The 14,820-nt window shown below is 64.0% G+C and carries 12 protein-coding genes; 4 read left to right on the forward strand and 8 right to left on the reverse strand.

Annotated features, from left to right (window positions below):
• Positions 1 to 15: 15 nt before the first annotated feature.
• Positions 16 to 1,734 carry an IlvD/Edd family dehydratase gene (locus tag AC1RR3_RS06245; RefSeq protein ID WP_492820449.1) on the reverse strand — a complete coding sequence of 573 codons (1,719 nt, stop codon included), beginning with the start codon at positions 1,732 to 1,734 and terminating at the stop codon, positions 16 to 18.
• Between the two features lie 175 nt (positions 1,735 to 1,909).
• Between AC1RR3_RS06245 and AC1RR3_RS06250 the strand changes: the two genes are divergently transcribed.
• A complete protein-coding gene (locus AC1RR3_RS06250; protein ID WP_492820451.1) occupies positions 1,910 to 2,590 on the forward strand; it encodes a GntR family transcriptional regulator in 681 nt (226 codons plus the stop codon).
• A 254-nt stretch (positions 2,591 to 2,844) separates the two neighbouring features.
• Here the strand turns inward: AC1RR3_RS06250 and AC1RR3_RS06255 are convergent, their stop codons facing one another.
• Positions 2,845 to 3,669: an NAD-dependent epimerase/dehydratase family protein gene (locus AC1RR3_RS06255; RefSeq protein WP_492820453.1), complete on the reverse strand. Its 825-nt coding sequence runs from the start codon at positions 3,667 to 3,669 to the stop codon at positions 2,845 to 2,847.
• An 89-nt stretch (positions 3,670 to 3,758) separates the two neighbouring features.
• Between AC1RR3_RS06255 and AC1RR3_RS06260 the strand changes: the two genes are divergently transcribed.
• Positions 3,759 to 4,736, forward strand: a complete 978-nt coding sequence (locus AC1RR3_RS06260) for an SMP-30/gluconolactonase/LRE family protein (RefSeq protein WP_492820455.1) — start codon at positions 3,759 to 3,761, stop codon at positions 4,734 to 4,736.
• A gap of 234 nt (positions 4,737 to 4,970) precedes the next feature.
• Here the strand turns inward: AC1RR3_RS06260 and AC1RR3_RS06265 are convergent, their stop codons facing one another.
• Positions 4,971 to 6,401, reverse strand: coding sequence for an aldehyde dehydrogenase family protein (locus AC1RR3_RS06265; RefSeq protein WP_492820457.1), 1,431 nt, complete (start codon positions 6,399 to 6,401; stop codon positions 4,971 to 4,973).
• 248 nt (positions 6,402 to 6,649) lie between these two features.
• Complete coding sequence (locus AC1RR3_RS06270) at positions 6,650 to 9,013, reverse strand: thiamine pyrophosphate-binding protein (RefSeq protein WP_492820459.1); 2,364 nt, start codon at positions 9,011 to 9,013, stop codon at positions 6,650 to 6,652.
• 131 nt (positions 9,014 to 9,144) lie between these two features.
• Between AC1RR3_RS06270 and AC1RR3_RS06275 the strand changes: the two genes are divergently transcribed.
• Positions 9,145 to 9,606, forward strand: a complete 462-nt coding sequence (locus AC1RR3_RS06275; protein ID WP_492820461.1) for an Lrp/AsnC family transcriptional regulator — start codon at positions 9,145 to 9,147, stop codon at positions 9,604 to 9,606.
• Positions 9,607 to 9,681: 75 nt separating this feature from the next.
• Positions 9,682 to 10,602: a polyphosphate kinase 2 gene (gene ppk2 / locus AC1RR3_RS06280; RefSeq protein ID WP_492820463.1), complete on the forward strand. Its 921-nt coding sequence runs from the start codon at positions 9,682 to 9,684 to the stop codon at positions 10,600 to 10,602.
• A 59-nt stretch (positions 10,603 to 10,661) separates the two neighbouring features.
• Here the strand turns inward: ppk2 and AC1RR3_RS06285 are convergent, their stop codons facing one another.
• The 4 genes from AC1RR3_RS06285 to AC1RR3_RS06300 form a co-directional block, all read right to left on the reverse strand.
• Positions 10,662 to 11,741: a zinc-binding dehydrogenase gene (locus AC1RR3_RS06285; protein WP_492820465.1), complete on the reverse strand. Its 1,080-nt coding sequence runs from the start codon at positions 11,739 to 11,741 to the stop codon at positions 10,662 to 10,664.
• Positions 11,742 to 11,800: 59 nt separating this feature from the next.
• Positions 11,801 to 12,739, reverse strand: a complete 939-nt coding sequence (locus AC1RR3_RS06290) for a DMT family transporter (RefSeq protein ID WP_492821411.1) — start codon at positions 12,737 to 12,739, stop codon at positions 11,801 to 11,803.
• A 188-nt stretch (positions 12,740 to 12,927) separates the two neighbouring features.
• The gene (locus tag AC1RR3_RS06295; RefSeq protein ID WP_492820467.1) at positions 12,928 to 13,767 is read right to left on the reverse strand and encodes an aldo/keto reductase; all 840 of its coding nucleotides are present in this window, start codon (positions 13,765 to 13,767) and stop codon (positions 12,928 to 12,930) included.
• Between the two features lie 19 nt (positions 13,768 to 13,786).
• Positions 13,787 to 14,683 carry an SMP-30/gluconolactonase/LRE family protein gene (locus AC1RR3_RS06300; protein WP_492821413.1) on the reverse strand — a complete coding sequence of 299 codons (897 nt, stop codon included), beginning with the start codon at positions 14,681 to 14,683 and terminating at the stop codon, positions 13,787 to 13,789.
• Between the last annotated feature and the right edge of the window lie 137 nt (positions 14,684 to 14,820).

Below are 14,820 nucleotides of genomic sequence, written 5' to 3' on the forward strand. Positions count from 1 at the left end.
CGTTCGGGTGGTTGATCACCCCGTCTCAGTCTTTGGTCCAGTCCTCTGCATAAAGTCGAAGTCGCAGCCCTCGTCGGCCTGCAAGATGGTTTTGTCGAACAGCCAGGCATAGCCGCGTTTGGTCTCGTCCGGCGCGGCCGCCGGCTTCAAAGCTGCACGCCGGCGCTCCAGCTCGGCCGCATCGACCAGCAGCTCGATGCTGCGCCTGGCAACATCCAGGCTGATCATATCGCCGTTCTTCACCAGCGCCAGCGGCCCGCCGACGGCGGATTCCGGCGTGATGTGTAGAACGATGGTGCCGAACGCGGTGCCGCTCATGCGCGCATCCGAAATGCGCACCATGTCCTTGGTGCCACCGCGCGCGAGCTTCTTCGGGATCGGCAGATAGCCGGCCTCGGGCATGCCGGGCGCGCCCTTGGGGCCGGCATTGCGCAGCACCAGCACGTCGTCGGCGGTCACGTCGAGCTCGGGATCGTCGACCCGCAAGGTCATGTCCTCGACGGATTCGAACACCACCGCGCGCCCGGTGTGCTGCAACAGTTTTGGGCTCGCGGCCGATTGCTTGATCACGGCACCACGCGGCGCGAGATTGCCGTGCAGGACGGCGAGACCGCCTTCCTTCTTGATCGGATTATCGCGTGGACGGATCGCGTCCTGGCCCGGCACGTCTTCCGCGTTGGCGACGACATCGCGCAGCGTCTGGCCGCTTATGGTCTTGGCATCGAGATCGACGAGGTCGCCGAGCTGCGCCAGCAATTTCGGCACGCCGCCGGCGTGATGGAAATGCTCCATATAGTGCTCGCCGGACGGCTTGAGATCGATCAGCACCGGCACCTCGCGGCCGATCTGGTCGAACACTTCGAGATCGAGCCGATGCGGCGAGCGATGCGCCATCGCGGTCAGGTGGATCAGGCCGTTGGTCGAACCGCCGATCGCCTGGAGCACGACCTGCGCGTTCCTGAACGAGGCCGGCGTCAACAGCTCGCTCGGCTTCGGCCCCTTGGTCTTGGCCATCTCGGCGGCAACACGGCCGCTCGCCTCCGCCAGACGGAAGCGCTCGGCATGCGGCGCCGGGATCGTCGCGCTCATCGGCAGCGACAGGCCCATGGCTTCGATCATGCAGGCCATGGTCGAGGCCGTGCCCATCACCATGCAGGTGCCGACCGACGGCGCAAGGCGGCCGTTGACGGCCTCGATCTCGGCATCGTCCATTTCGCCGGCGCGGTACTTGCCCCAGAGACGGCGGCAGTCGGTGCAGGCACCCAGCACCTCGCCCTTGTGATGGCCGACCACCATCGGGCCAACGGGAATGACCACGGTCGGCAAATCGGCACTGATCGCAGCCATCACCTGCGCTGGCAGCGTCTTGTCGCAGCCGCCAATCACGATCACCGAATCCATCGGCTGCGCCCGGATCATCTCCTCGGTGTCCATCGCCATCAGATTGCGCAGATACATCGAGGTCGGATGCGCAAAGCTCTCGGCAATCGAGATGGTCGGAAACACGAACGGCATCGCGCCCGACAGCATCACGCCGCGCTTGGCGGCCTCGATGATCTGCGGGACGTTGCCGTGGCAGGGATTGTAGTCGCTGTAGGTGTTGGTGATGCCGACGATCGGGCGCTCCAGCGCGTCGTCGGAATAGCCCATGGCCTTGATGAACGCCTTGCGCAGGAACAGCGAGAAGCCGGCATCGCCATAGCTCGTCAGACCCTTGCGCAAGCCACTCGTCATCATGCCACTCCATTCACCTTGCCATTGTGGTACATCGCGCCCCCCGATTGTCAATAACGCAGGTGCTCAGAGGCGCCAATTCTGGCCCACACCCGTCCGACGGACACAAATTATTGACAATCTGGTCCTTCCCTGCTCCACAAGACAGACCGGCCCCAAACCGGAGGCCGAGGGCATGTCCGACATTCGTACCGCAGACGCCATGGCTATCAGGCGCGACGATCCGGACGACGTCGTCGCGCGGCTGGAGGAGGACATCATCTTCGGCCGCCTGCCGCCGGGCGCGCGCCTGACCGAGGACGCGCTGATGTCGGCTTACGGCACCTCCCGCCATTTCGTGCGCCAAGCGCTGGTCGACGCCGAGCGCCGCGGCATCGTCCGCCGCGAGAAGAATGTCGGCGCCACCGTGCGGTTCTACTCGGCCGAGGAAGTCCGGCAGATCTACGAGGTCCGGGAGATGCTGACCCGGCAGGCCGCGCTGATGATCCCCCTGCCCGCGCCGCAAAGCCTGATCGACGAATTGACCGCATTGCAATTGCAGTATTGCGCGAAAGCCGATGTGCGAGACCTCCGCGGCATCCACGAGGCCAACGACGCCTTCCACCTCGCGCTGTTCTCCGCCTGCGGCAATCCCTATCTGGTGCGCTCGCTCCAGGACTACATGAACCTGACGCTGCCGATGCGTGCGAAAAACCTCGCCGACCGCGACGGCCTCGCGCAGTCGCGGCGCCAGCACGAGCTGATGATCGAGCTGCTGAAGGGCCGCGACAGCTGGGCGCTGGCGCAGCTCTGCGTCGATCACATGCAGTTCAGCAAGAAGGATTATCTGGCGAGGATTGCTGGGGAAGAGGGCTAGCGCAGCCGCTCCTTCGCCTTCGCGAGTCATACGCTCACTGGCAGCAGCGCTCCCTCAACACGTCATTGCGAGCGCAGCGAAGCAATCCAGAATCCCTCCGCGGAAAGACTCTGGATTGCTTCGCTGCGCTCGCAACGACGCGTGGTGAGTGGCTGCGAGCCTAACCTCTATCGTCCTTGCGGAGACAGCCCCTCACACCAGCCCTCTCCCCGTAAGAACGGGGCGAGGGAGCGCATCTGCGTTCGCGACAAACGTTACCGCTTATTCCAATCAATAATCCGGCTCTTATCGCCATCGAATTCGTTGCTGCAGAACGCGCCGCCCTGAAAATGGTCGCCGATCGGATCGGGCTTCAGCTTGGCCTGTTCGGCCATGGCGTGCGCCACATGATCCTCGGAGCGGCCGGTGGGGCGATAGCCGAATTCGTAGGCGCGGTGGTTGTCCCACCAGGCGCGCTCGTTCAGGGACACACCGTAGAAGATCTCGAAATGAATGTCGGGATGTTCGAGCCCGATCTGGCAGAGCTGCACCAGATCTTCCGGCTTGAGCCACATCGCGATGCGGCGATGATCGAGCGGCCGCTCGTCGCAATTGCCGATGCGGATGCAGGTGACCTTCAGCCCGTGCTTGTCGGCATAGAGCGAGCCGACCGCTTCGCCGAACACCTTGCTGACGCCATAGCGCCCATCGGGGCGCACGGTGACGTCGGTGCCGATCTTGTGGTGGCGCGGGTAGAATCCGACCACGTGATTGGACGAGGCGAACACCACGCGCTTGACGCCCTTGCGGTAGGCGGCCTCGAACAGATTGTAGCCGCCGATGATGTTGGCCTGGAGGATGTCGTCCCAGGGCCCTTCGACCGAATAGCCGCCGAAATGGATGATGCCATCGACGCCCTCGCAGAGCGCCTCGACCTGCGCGAGGTCGGCGAGGTCCGCAGCCTTGAACTGCTCGTTGGGGCCGAGATCGGCGGGCTTGCGGATATCGCTGAGCAGCAGATCCGGATAGATCGGCGGCAGCAGTTTGCGCAGACGCGTTCCGATTCCGCCCGAAGCTCCCGTCATCAAGATACGCGGCATGTCTTTCCTCGCCGTTGGTGGTCGATTTGCCGTCACGTGTCTCTAATGATAGCAGCATTGTCCAGAGGGAACGAAACGAGAGAACCGACATGAATGAGGCATCGTCCCAGACCCAGGAGCGGTCAGGCTGGCGGCCGGCGAGCTACTACCCCGATCCCGCGATCAAAGCACTGGATCCCCGCTTCGAAAAATACTGGCTGAAATTGTCGGCGGTGGAGCGGCTGGCGACGGGCCTGCGCTGGGCCGAGGGCCCGGTGTGGTTCGGCGACGGGCGTTATCTCCTGTGCAGCGACATCCCGAACCAGCGCATGATCAAATGGGAGGAGGAGACCGGCGCCGTCAGCGTGTTCCGCAAGCCCTCCAATTTCGCCAATGGCAATACGCGCGACCGCCAGGGCCGGCTCATCACCTGCGAGCATGGCGGGCGCCGCGTCACCCGCACCGAATATGACGGCAGCATCACCGTGCTGATGGACTCGTTTGGCGGAAAGAAGCTCAACTCGCCGAACGACGTCGTGGTGAAATCCGACGGCTCGATCTGGTTCACCGATCCGACCTTCGGCCTGCTCGGCAATTACGAGGGCTACAAGGCCGAGAGCGAGATCGATCCGAATGTCTACCGGCTCGATCCGGAGACCGGCAAGGCGACCATCGTCGCCGAAGGCGTGCTCGGGCCGAACGGGCTTTGCTTCTCGCCCGACGAAAAGATTCTTTACGTCGTGGAATCGCGCGGCGTGCCGAACCGCAAAATCCTCGCCTATGACGTCTCGGCCGACGGCACAGCGATTTCCAACAAGCGCGTTCACATCGATGCAGGTCCGGGCACGCCTGACGGCATGCGCTGCGACATCGACGGCAATCTCTGGTGCGGCTGGGGCATGGGCGATCCCGAGCTCGATGGCGTCGTGGTGTTCGCGCCCGACGGCGTCATGATCGGCCGCATCGCGCTTCCCGAACGCTGCGCCAATCTCTGTTTCGGCGGCGTCAAGCGCAACCGCCTGTTCATGGCGGCCAGCCAGTCGATCTACGCGCTGTATGTGAACACGCAGGGCGCGTTGGGAGGATAGTCTCTTTCCTCGTCATTGCGAGGAGCTCTTGCGACGAAGCAATCCAGACTGTCTCCGCGGAAAGATTCTGGATTGCTTCGCTTCGCTCGCAATGACGAAGGATAGACTTCGACCGGATGGAGCGAAGCGCAATCCGGGGACCGGTCCCGCATTACGCTTCGCTCCATGCGGGCTACAAGAAAAACGCCGGAGCGGTTTCCCGCTCCGGCGCTTTGTTTGGTCAGGCGCTGAAACTTACGCCGCGTTGAAGCCCGCAACCGCCTTCACTTCGAGGAAGTCCTCGAGGCCGTACTTGCCCCACTCGCGGCCGTTGCCCGACTGCTTGTAGCCGCCGAACGGCGCGCTGCGGTCGTTGGGCACGCCCTGGAGGTTGACGTTGCCGGCACGGATCTGGCGGCCGACGCGCTTGGCGTCCTCGACGGAAGCGCCCGAGACATAGCCGGCGAGGCCATAGGGCGTGTCGTTGGCGATGTGCACGGCCTCGGCTTCGTCCTTGGCGCCGATGATGGTCAGCACCGGTCCGAAGATTTCTTCACGGGCGATCGTCATGTCAGGGGTGACGTCGGCGAAGATGGTCGGACGAACGTAGAAGCCCTTGTTGACGCCCTCGGGCAAGCCCGGGCCACCGGCGACGAGCGTTGCGCCCTCGTCGATGCCCTTCTTGATCAGGCCCTGGATCTTGTCCCACTGGCCGCGGTTGACGACCGGGCCGATGGTGGTGCCTTCGGCACGGGGATCGCCGGCCTTGGTCTTGTCGGCGACCACCTTCGCGATCGCGGCGACTTCCTTCATCTTGGACAGCGGCACGATCATGCGCGAGGGCGCGTTGCAGGACTGGCCGGAGTTGTTGAACATGTGCATCACGCCGCCGGTCACCGCCTTCGTGAGGTCGGCACCTTCGAGGATGACGTTCGGCGACTTGCCGCCGAGCTCCTGGCTGACGCGCTTCACGGTCGGCGCGGCGCGCTTGGCCACATCGATGCCGGCGCGGGTCGAGCCGGTGAACGAGATCATGTCGATGTCGGGGTGCTCGCTCATGGCAGCGCCGACCTCGGGGCCGAGGCCGTTGACGAGGTTGAACACACCCTTCGGCACGCCGGCTTCATGGAGGATTTCCGCGAAGATCAGCGCCGAAGTCGGAGTGAATTCCGACGGCTTCAGGATCATGGTGCAGCCGGCGGCAAGCGCGGGCGCGACCTTGCAGGCGATCTGGTTCAGCGGCCAGTTCCAGGGCGTGATCATGCCGACCACGCCGACCGGCTCGCGCAGCACCATGGCGGTGCCGACGGGCTCCTCGAAATGATAGTTCTTGAGCACGTCGAGCGTGGTCATGAGATGGCCAAGGCCGGCGCCGGCCTGGAGTTTTTCCGCCATCGGCAGCGGCGCGCCCATCTCGTCGGAGACCGAAGCGCCGATCTCCTTGAGTCGGCCCTTGTAGACCTCGATGACTTTGGTGAGCAGCGCGACGCGCTCGTCACGGCTGGTCTGGGAGAACGTCGCAAAGGCGCGCTTGGCGGCGGCAACCGCCTTGTCAACGTCAGCCTTGGAGCCCAGCGCAACCTCGTACATCGCCTCTTCCGTCGCCGGATTGACCACGGCGGTGGACTTCTTGACGGCGGGATCGACCCAGGCACCGTCGATGTAGAATTGCATGCGATTGACCATCGTTAACCTCTTCTTGGGGGCATGGTGGGGGCGTTTCGGCAGGCATCCTTGCACGAAAGCGCCGGCAATTGAACCCGCCATATGCGGGGCCAGCGTTGCGGCGGACGGAGGATATATGAGCCGATGGCGGGAACGAGGCAAGGTGGCCCGGCCGTCATTCCGGGGCGCGCATTAGCGCGAACCCGGAATCTCGAGATTCCGGGTTCGATGCTTCGCATCGCCCCGGAATGACTGCCAGGTTGCCTCGACTACACCGCCATTTTCCGATGCAGCACCGGCGCGCCGGTGGTGAGGCTTTCGGCCGCATCGATGATGGCGTTGGCGTCGATGCCGTAGTGCCGATAAAGGTCCGCGATGCTGCCGGTCTGGCCGAACTGCTCGACACCGAGCGCCTCGACGCGATGGCCGCGGACGCTGCCGAGCCAGCCGAGCGCAGCTGGATGGCCGTCGATCACGGTCACGATGCCGCAATCGCGCGGCAGCGGCGCCAGCAGCTTCTCGATATGGCTGAGGTGTTGCACGCCGCGCCTGTCACGGCGCAATTTCCGTGCGGCGGTCCAACCTGCGTGGAGACGATCGGCCGAGGTGATCGCGAGCAGGCCGATATCGCGGCGGCTCTCGCCGATGAAGCCGGTCGCCTCGATCGCTTCAGGCGCGACCGCGCCGGTATAGGCAATCACGAGTTCGGCATTCGGACCCGGCTTGCGCAGCCAATAGGCGCCGTCGGTGATGCCCTGCTCGAGCTCCGGCGTCATGATCCGCTGCGCCTGCTCGATGCTGCGCGTCGACAGTCGCAGGTAGACGGAACCGCCCTCACCCGGATCGCGCTGCATGTGGCTGAACCCCCAGCCCATGATCACGGCGAGTTCGTCGACGAAGGCCGGCTCGAACGAGGCGAGCCCGTCCTGCGCCATGCCGATCAGCGGCGTCGCGATCGACTGATGCGCGCCGCCTTCCGGCGCCAGCGTGATGCCCGAGGGTGTCGCCGCTACCATGAAGCGCGCATCCTGGTAGCAGGCATAGTTCAGCGCATCGAGGCCGCGCTCGATGAAGGGATCGTAGAGCGTTCCGACCGGCAGCAGCCGCGCGCCGTTGATCTGGTGCGACAAGCCGAGCGCCGAGAGCATGATGAACAGGTTCATCTCGGCAATCCCAAGCTCGAGATGCTGGCCCTTGGGCGAGAAGTCCCAGTTGAACGTGGAGGGAATTTTCTCGCTGCGGAATAAGTCCGCCTTCTCGCCGCGCGCGAACAGGCCGCGCCGGTTCACCCACGGGCCGAGATTGGTTGAGACCGTGACGTCGGGCGAGGTCGTCACGATGCGCTGTGCCAGCTCGCTGTCGCCGCGCGCGATCTCGTTCAGCACGAGGCCAAAGCCCTGCTGGGTCGACATCTGCGGCGCAGGCTTGAACGCCAGTTGCCGGGGGACCTCGACGACGGGCGCGGTCAGCCGGCGGCCGTCCCGGTTGAACGGCACGCGCGCGAGGAAGGCGTCGAGTTCGGCGGCATCCTGCGCGAGGCCCTCGTATCTGTCCCATTCATGGCCGGGACGGATGTTCTGGCTCTCGCGATATTTCTCCATCTGCGCGACTGTCATCAGGCCGGCGTGGTTGTCCTTGTGGCCCTGGAACGGCAGGCCGACGCCCTTGATGGTGTAGGCGATGAAGCAGACCGGGCGATCGTGATCGATGGATTCGAACGCGTCCAGCATGCTCGCCATGTCGTGGCCGCCGAGATTCGACATCAGCGCCAGCAGCTCCTCGTCGCTGCGCTTGTCGATCAGCTTGGTGATCGGGCCCTGGTCGCCGATCTCGTCATGCAGATGCTTGCGGAAAGCCGCGCCGCCCTGGAAGCACAGCGCTGCGTAGAGCGCGTTCGGGCAGTTGTCGATCCAGCGCTTCAACGCCTCGCCGCCCGCTTCCGCAAACGCCTCGCGCATCAGCCGGCCGTATTTCACGATGACCACGTCCCAACCGAAATTGCGGAACACGGTCTCGAACTTTTCCCAGAGGCCTTCGCGGACGACCGCATCGAGCGACTGGCGGTTATAGTCGACCACCCACCAGGTGTTGCGCAGGCCGTGCTTCCAGCCCTCCGCCAGCGCCTCGAAGATATTGCCCTCGTCCATCTCGGCATCGCCGACCAGCGCGATCATCCGCCCTTCGCGGCGGTCCTTCATCCAGCCATGCGCCTTGACGTAGTCCTGCACCAGCGAGGCGAACAGCGTCTGCGCGACGCCGAGGCCGACCGAGCCGGTCGAGAAATCGACGTCGTCGACGTCCTTGGTGCGCGAGGGATAGGACTGCGCGCCCTTGAAGCCGCGAAAGTTCTCCAGCTTCTCGCGGCTCTGTCGGCCGAACAGATACTGGATGGCGTGGAACACCGGGCTCGCATGCGGCTTCACCGCGACGCGGTCCTCGGGCCGCAGCACCGAGAAGTACAGCGCCGACATGATGGTGGCGAGCGAGGCGGACGAGGCCTGATGGCCTCCGACCTTCAACCCGTCCGCGTTGGAGCGGATGTGGTTGGCGTGGTGGATGGTCCAGGACGACAGCCACAGCGCCTTGCGGCTAAGGGCAGTCAGGGTTTCAAGACGCGCGGAATCGACGGGCATGGCGATGCTCCGGAAAATAAGGCGGATCATACCCCTGCGGACCGGGCCAGATTTCCCAATTTATCGCGTCATACCCGCCTATATTAGGATACCATACCAACAATAGCCCACGAAATACAGGTTTCATTCCAATGCCAGAGCTCGACGCCATCGACCGCAAAATCCTCGGCTACCTCCAGAACGACAGCCGGCTGACCATGCAGGATCTCGCCGACAAGGTCGGGCTTTCGGTGTCGCCGTGCCATCGCCGGGTCAAGCTCTTGGAGGAGCGCGGCGTCATCTCGCGCTACATCGCGACCGTCGACCAGAAGGCGCTGGGGCTGCATGTCAGCGTCTTCATCTCGATCAAGCTGGCGCGGCAGAAGGAAGAGGACCTCAACCGTTTCGCGCGCGCGATCTCGAAATGGGACGAGGTGCTGGAATGCTATCTGATGACCGGCAACCGCGACTATCTCTTGCGCGTGGTGGCGGCCGACCTCGCCTCCTACGAAACCTTCCTGAAGACCAAGCTGACCCGGCTCGACGGCATCGCCTCGATCGAGTCGAGCTTTGCGCTCAGCCAGGTCAAATATTCGATCGCACTGCCGGTGTAGAGCCGACTGTCACATGGCCGCAACAAACCCCGTCGATGGTCACGGGCGACAGGCACTCTGCCGAAAGAAGGACCCATGACCGCTTCCGACCGCACCCCTGAAATGGCCAAACGCGAGCGCATCATCCGGGAAATGACCGACGATCTCGACGAAGAGCTGGAGATGGAGCTCGATGACAGCAGGCTCGACGAGCTGCTGGACGAGACCGACGCGCTCCGCCCGTCGGTGGATCGCAGGCTCTATTTCCGGGAGCTGCTCCGCCTCCAGGGCGAGCTGGTCAAGCTGCAGGACTGGGTGCAGAGCGAGAAGAAGAAGGTCGTGGTACTGTTCGAGGGCCGCGACTCCGCCGGCAAGGGTGGCGTGATCAAGCGCATCACCCAGCGCCTCAATCCGCGCATCTGCCGCGTTGCTGCGCTGCCGGCACCGAGCGAGCGCGAACGCACGCAATGGTATTTCCAGCGGTACGTGGCGCACCTGCCGGCCGGCGGCGAAATGGTGCTGTTCGACCGCAGCTGGTACAACCGCGCCGGCGTCGAGCGCGTGATGGGCTTCTGCACTGACGAGCAGTACCAGGAATTCTTCAAGACCGTGCCGGAGTTCGAGCGGATGCTGATCCGCTCCGGCATCATCCTGATCAAATACTGGTTCTCGATCACCGACGACGAGCAGCAGTTCCGCTTCAGCATGCGCATCAGGGATCCGCTCAAGCAGTGGAAGCTGAGCCCGATGGACGTCGAGGCCCGCAGCCGCTGGGAGGCCTACACCAAGGCCAAGGAGACGATGCTGGAGCACACCCACCTGCCTGATACGCCGTGGTGGATCGTCGATGCCGTCGACAAGAAGCGCGCCCGCCTCAACTGCATCGCGCATCTGCTCAGCCAGATGCCCTACCAGGAGGTCGCCCGAGCACCGGTGGTGCTGCCGCCGCGCGTGCGCAATCCCGATTATCACCGCGGACCGATTCCGCCGGAGATGTATGTGCCTGCGAAATATTGACGACGGTCTTGTAGGGTGGGTTACGCCTTCGGCTAACTAATCTACCCTACAAAGAAAAGTCATCGCCATGGCTGCACGATGATCTTGGTGTGCGCCTCGGGATTGGCGAGGTCGGCGAACGCCTTCGCAACGCCGTCGAGGCCCACTTCCGCCGTCACCATCGCGGCCGCATCCACCTGACCTTCCGCGATCAGGCGGAGTGACGCCGCAAACTCCTCCGGCGTGTAGCCAAGCACGTACTGGACATTGAGCTCCTTCATGATGCCGAGCATGGGCTCGTTTCTGTCGCTCTCCATGCAGACGCCGACCACCACGATTTTCGCATCGCGCGGCGCGCCCTCGAACACCTGCTGCAACAGGCCCGGCACACCGACGCATTCGAAGATGATCGCGGGCTTCAGCGCCGGTAGCATCGCCTGAAGCGGCGGCCGCGCCGCCTTCTCGGCGTCCGACATCTGGGCGTGCTCGGCCCAGGTCGTATAGGGCTGCGACACTTTTGGGTCGACCACAATGTCCGCGCCGAGCTTGGCCGCGAGCGTGCGGCGCGTCGGCGAATAATCGGCGGCGACGATCGGATGCAGACCCCTGATCTTCAGCGCGGCGATCACCGCGAGCCCGACCGGGCCACAGCCTATGACCAGCGGCACTTCGCCGCCACGGATGTTGGCTTTCGCCACGGCGTGAACACCGACCGCGAGCGGCTCCGTCAGCGCGGCGTGTTCGGGCGCAAGACCATTGGGCACTTCGAGCAGCAGTGCTTCGCTGAGCAGCATCGCCTCGGCATAGCCGCCGACATTGTCGTTGGAATAGCCGATGCCCTCGATGCCCTGCGGCGTCACCAGCGCCGGCAGCGAGCAGACGCGGGTGCCGGGCTTGAGCTTGCGCGTTGTGCCGGAACCATAATCGACGATCTCGCAGCAGAATTCATGGCCGAACACGACATCGCGGGTGAGATCCATCGGCTTGCGCCCGACCTTCCGCGACATCTCCACCATGCGGTGGGCATGCTGGCGCGCATGCAGGTCGGAGCCGCAGATGCCGCAGGCGAGCGTCTTGACCAGGACTTGGCCCTGGCCCGGCTTCGGCTCGGCCATCTCGCCAACGACAATCTCACCGTTCCTGAAAATCGCGGCGCGCATCCGGCTCCTCCCTTGTGGTTGGAGCCATTGATAGCACGAAGTGGCGCTGAGATATTGTGTCAGGCGTTCGGGGAACGCTCTTCCAGCACCAGGAGTTGGGCGCGGCGGACGCGCTCGCGATGGGCGATGTAAAGACCGCTGGCAACGATGAAGGCTGCGCCGATGATGGTCCAGATGCTCGGCACCTCGCCGAAGATGAAGAAGCCGAGAATGCTGACCCACAACAGCTGCGAGTAGGAGAACGGTGCCAGCACCGAGGCATCGCCGTAGCGATAGGCCAGCACGACGATCCACTGGCCCGCGGTCGAGGCGACGCCGATGAAGATGCCGAGCGCGATCGCGGTCCAGGACGGCGTCACCCAGACGAACGGCACGATTGCAGTGAGGATCGCAAGGCCCGTCAGCGAAGAATAGGCCATGGTGGTGACGACGGCCTCGCGGCCGCTCATCATGCGCGTCAGGATCAGCGTGCCGGCCCAGCACGCCGCCGAGACGACCGGGAAGAACGCGGCCAGATGAAACGCGCCGGTGCCCGGCCGAAGGATGATCAGCACGCCGATGAGACCGAGAGCGGTGGCGAACCAGCGGCGCATGCCGACCTTCTCGCCGAGGAAGAGGATCGAGAGCGCAGTGACAAACAGCGGCGCGACGAAGCCAGTAGCAGACGCCTCCGCGATCGGGAGGAAGCCCAGGCCGGTAATGAAAAACAGCGAGGACCCAAGCAGCACCGCACCGCGCATCACATGCATGCCGAAACGATCGGTGCGCATCGCGTAATACGGCGAGGACCGCAGCATCACCGGCGTGAACATCAGCGCGAAGGTGAGGAAGCGGATCCAGGTGATCTCGATCGAGGGCAGGCTCGTCGAGAGATATTTCGCGGCGGTGTCGGAGCAGCCGAGAAACACCGTCGACAACAGGATCAACGCGATGCCCTTGAACGGATGATCGACGCGCGCAGGTGCGCGGCGCGTCTCCTTCTTCTCCGGCATGGGCATGGCAATACTGTCGAGCCTTGCGGCTACGGCGGGCGGCGGTGTCACGGCTGGAACCTGGGAAAATACGATTCGGGAACGGTTGTAAAAAACGACAAATGCGCCGCTTTCACAACTTCCGAAAACAGGATGCCGATATGCACTGAGGTCCGCGCGCGTCAATACTCCATTAATAATAGGCCTTTGCTGCACTACAGCATGGGCAGACCACGCGGTTTCGGACCGCGCGGAAACGCCGCATCGAGCGCCGCAATCTCCTCTTTCGTCAGCACGAGATCGCCGGCCGCCGCATTTTCGCTGGCATGTTCCGCCGACGACGCCTTCGGGATCGCGAACACCGTAGTCGCACGGGTGAGGAAGCTCAGCGCGACCTGACGCGGTGTCACGCGCCGCGCGTCCGCGATGCGAGCCAGTACGGCGCCGCCTTTGCTGTTGCTTGCGGGAAAATCGTCGTGACCGAAGGGCGAATAGGCGACGACGGCGACGCCATGCTTCTCGCACCACGGGATCACGGCGTGCTCGATCGCGCGTTCCTTGAGATGATAGAGCACCTGATTGCAGGCGATGCGTCCTTCGCCGGAGACATCGAGGATCTCGTCGAGATCGTCGGCATCAAAATTGGAGACGCCCCAGGATTTGATCTTGCCCGCTTTCACCAGCTCCTCGAATGCAGCGACGGTGTCCTCGAGCGCATACGAGCCGCGCCAGTGCAACAGATAGCAGTCGAGGCGATCGGTCTTGAGCCGCTTCAGCGAGCGCTCGCAGGCTGTGATGGTGCCGCGACGCGAAGCATTGCTCGGCAGTACCTTTGAGACGAGGAACACCTCGTCTCGTCGGCCGACGATGGCGTCGGCGATGACGAGCTCGGCATCGCCATACATCTCGGCGGTGTCGATATGCGTCATGCCGAGATCGAGCCCGTGCGCAAGCGCCGCGATCGCGCGCTTGCGGTCGCCATGGTCGAGATACCAGGTGCCCTGCCCGATGACGGAGACGTTGGCGCCGGTCTTGCCGAAGGGTTTTGTGTTCATGTCTGGTCCTTCAGATGCTCTAGAGGCTGCCGATATCAGCGACCAGCACGCTGCCGGTCGCTGACTCCGTGATATAGAGCCGATCTTTCCCGGCGCCACCGATGGCGACATTGGTGCAATTCGGCCCTGCGCACGATTTGATGCGCGCGATCAGCTCGCCGTTCGGCGCGAACACGAAGACGTGACCGAGCGAGGCGTGACCGACGAACAGGCGGCCCTTCGCATCCATGGTTATGCCGTCAGGGCCTGAGGTGCCGAACAGCGAACAGAAGCGGCCGACCTTGGACACGCTGCCGTCCTTCATGAACGGCAACCGCCACACCGCATTGTCGCGCGTCATCGCGACGAACAGCACGGTCTCGCTGGGATCGAGCACGAGGCCGTTCGGGCTGATGCCGGTGTCGATCAGGCACTCGAGCCGTCCGCTCGGCGCCAGCCGATAGACCCTGCCGCTTGCGTCGTGAAGGCCGGTCTGGCCTTGATCGGTGAAAAGGATGTCGCCATTGGACGCCAGATGCAGATCGTTGCAGCCGCGGAACGATTCCGAATTGCGCGCAGTCAGGATCGGCTTGACGCGCCCTGCCTTGGCGTCGAGCTCCATGATGCCGTGCATGTAGTCGGCCACCAGGATGCGACCGTCGGCTGCGATCTTCAGCCCGTTCGGCCAGCCCTCATATTCGATCACAAGCGACCATTCGCCATCGGGCGCGATGCGGAAGATGCGGCCGAAGGGAATGTCGACGATGTAGAGATTGCCGTCGGTGTCGAAGGACGGTCCCTCGATGAAGCTGTCGGTCGGCACGCCCGGCCGGTTGGCGTCGGCCCAATCCGTCCGCTCGCTTTTGCGGCGGAATTTTTCGGGCATGGCGGAGAAGAGCTTGGTTTCGATCAGGCGCGGCGGCGTTTCCAGGTACATCATTGTTGTTTTTGTGTGTTGGGGAGAGCAGCCCGACACCATAGGGCACAATCGAGGGCGCGTCGATTGGGGCGGAGGCACGGCGCCCCGCCCTCACTGTCATTCCCCGCGAAGGCGGGGAATCCAGTACGCCGCGG

Source organism: Bradyrhizobium sp. GW821-FHT13H05, from assembly GCF_058804065.1.

Excerpts from the sequence above, each read along its gene's own strand:
- AC1RR3_RS06300 (WP_492821413.1), bottom strand. The coding sequence starts at position 14,683 with ATGTACCTGGAAACGCCGCCGCGCCTGATCGAAACCAAGCTCTTCTCC.
- AC1RR3_RS06295 (WP_492820467.1), bottom strand. The coding sequence starts at position 13,767 with ATGAACACAAAACCCTTCGGCAAGACCGGCGCCAACGTCTCCGTCATC.
- AC1RR3_RS06245 (WP_492820449.1), bottom strand. The coding sequence starts at position 1,734 with ATGACGAGTGGCTTGCGCAAGGGTCTGACGAGCTATGGCGATGCCGGC.
- AC1RR3_RS06285 (WP_492820465.1), bottom strand. The coding sequence starts at position 11,741 with ATGCGCGCCGCGATTTTCAGGAACGGTGAGATTGTCGTTGGCGAGATG.
- AC1RR3_RS06255 (WP_492820453.1), bottom strand. The coding sequence starts at position 3,669 with ATGCCGCGTATCTTGATGACGGGAGCTTCGGGCGGAATCGGAACGCGT.
- AC1RR3_RS06290 (WP_492821411.1), bottom strand. The coding sequence starts at position 12,739 with ATGCCCATGCCGGAGAAGAAGGAGACGCGCCGCGCACCTGCGCGCGTC.
- AC1RR3_RS06270 (WP_492820459.1), bottom strand. The coding sequence starts at position 9,013 with ATGCCCGTCGATTCCGCGCGTCTTGAAACCCTGACTGCCCTTAGCCGC.
- AC1RR3_RS06250 (WP_492820451.1), top strand. The coding sequence starts at position 1,910 with ATGTCCGACATTCGTACCGCAGACGCCATGGCTATCAGGCGCGACGAT.
- AC1RR3_RS06265 (WP_492820457.1), bottom strand. The coding sequence starts at position 6,401 with ATGGTCAATCGCATGCAATTCTACATCGACGGTGCCTGGGTCGATCCC.
- AC1RR3_RS06260 (WP_492820455.1), top strand. The coding sequence starts at position 3,759 with ATGAATGAGGCATCGTCCCAGACCCAGGAGCGGTCAGGCTGGCGGCCG.
- ppk2 (WP_492820463.1), top strand. The coding sequence starts at position 9,682 with ATGACCGCTTCCGACCGCACCCCTGAAATGGCCAAACGCGAGCGCATC.
- AC1RR3_RS06275 (WP_492820461.1), top strand. The coding sequence starts at position 9,145 with ATGCCAGAGCTCGACGCCATCGACCGCAAAATCCTCGGCTACCTCCAG.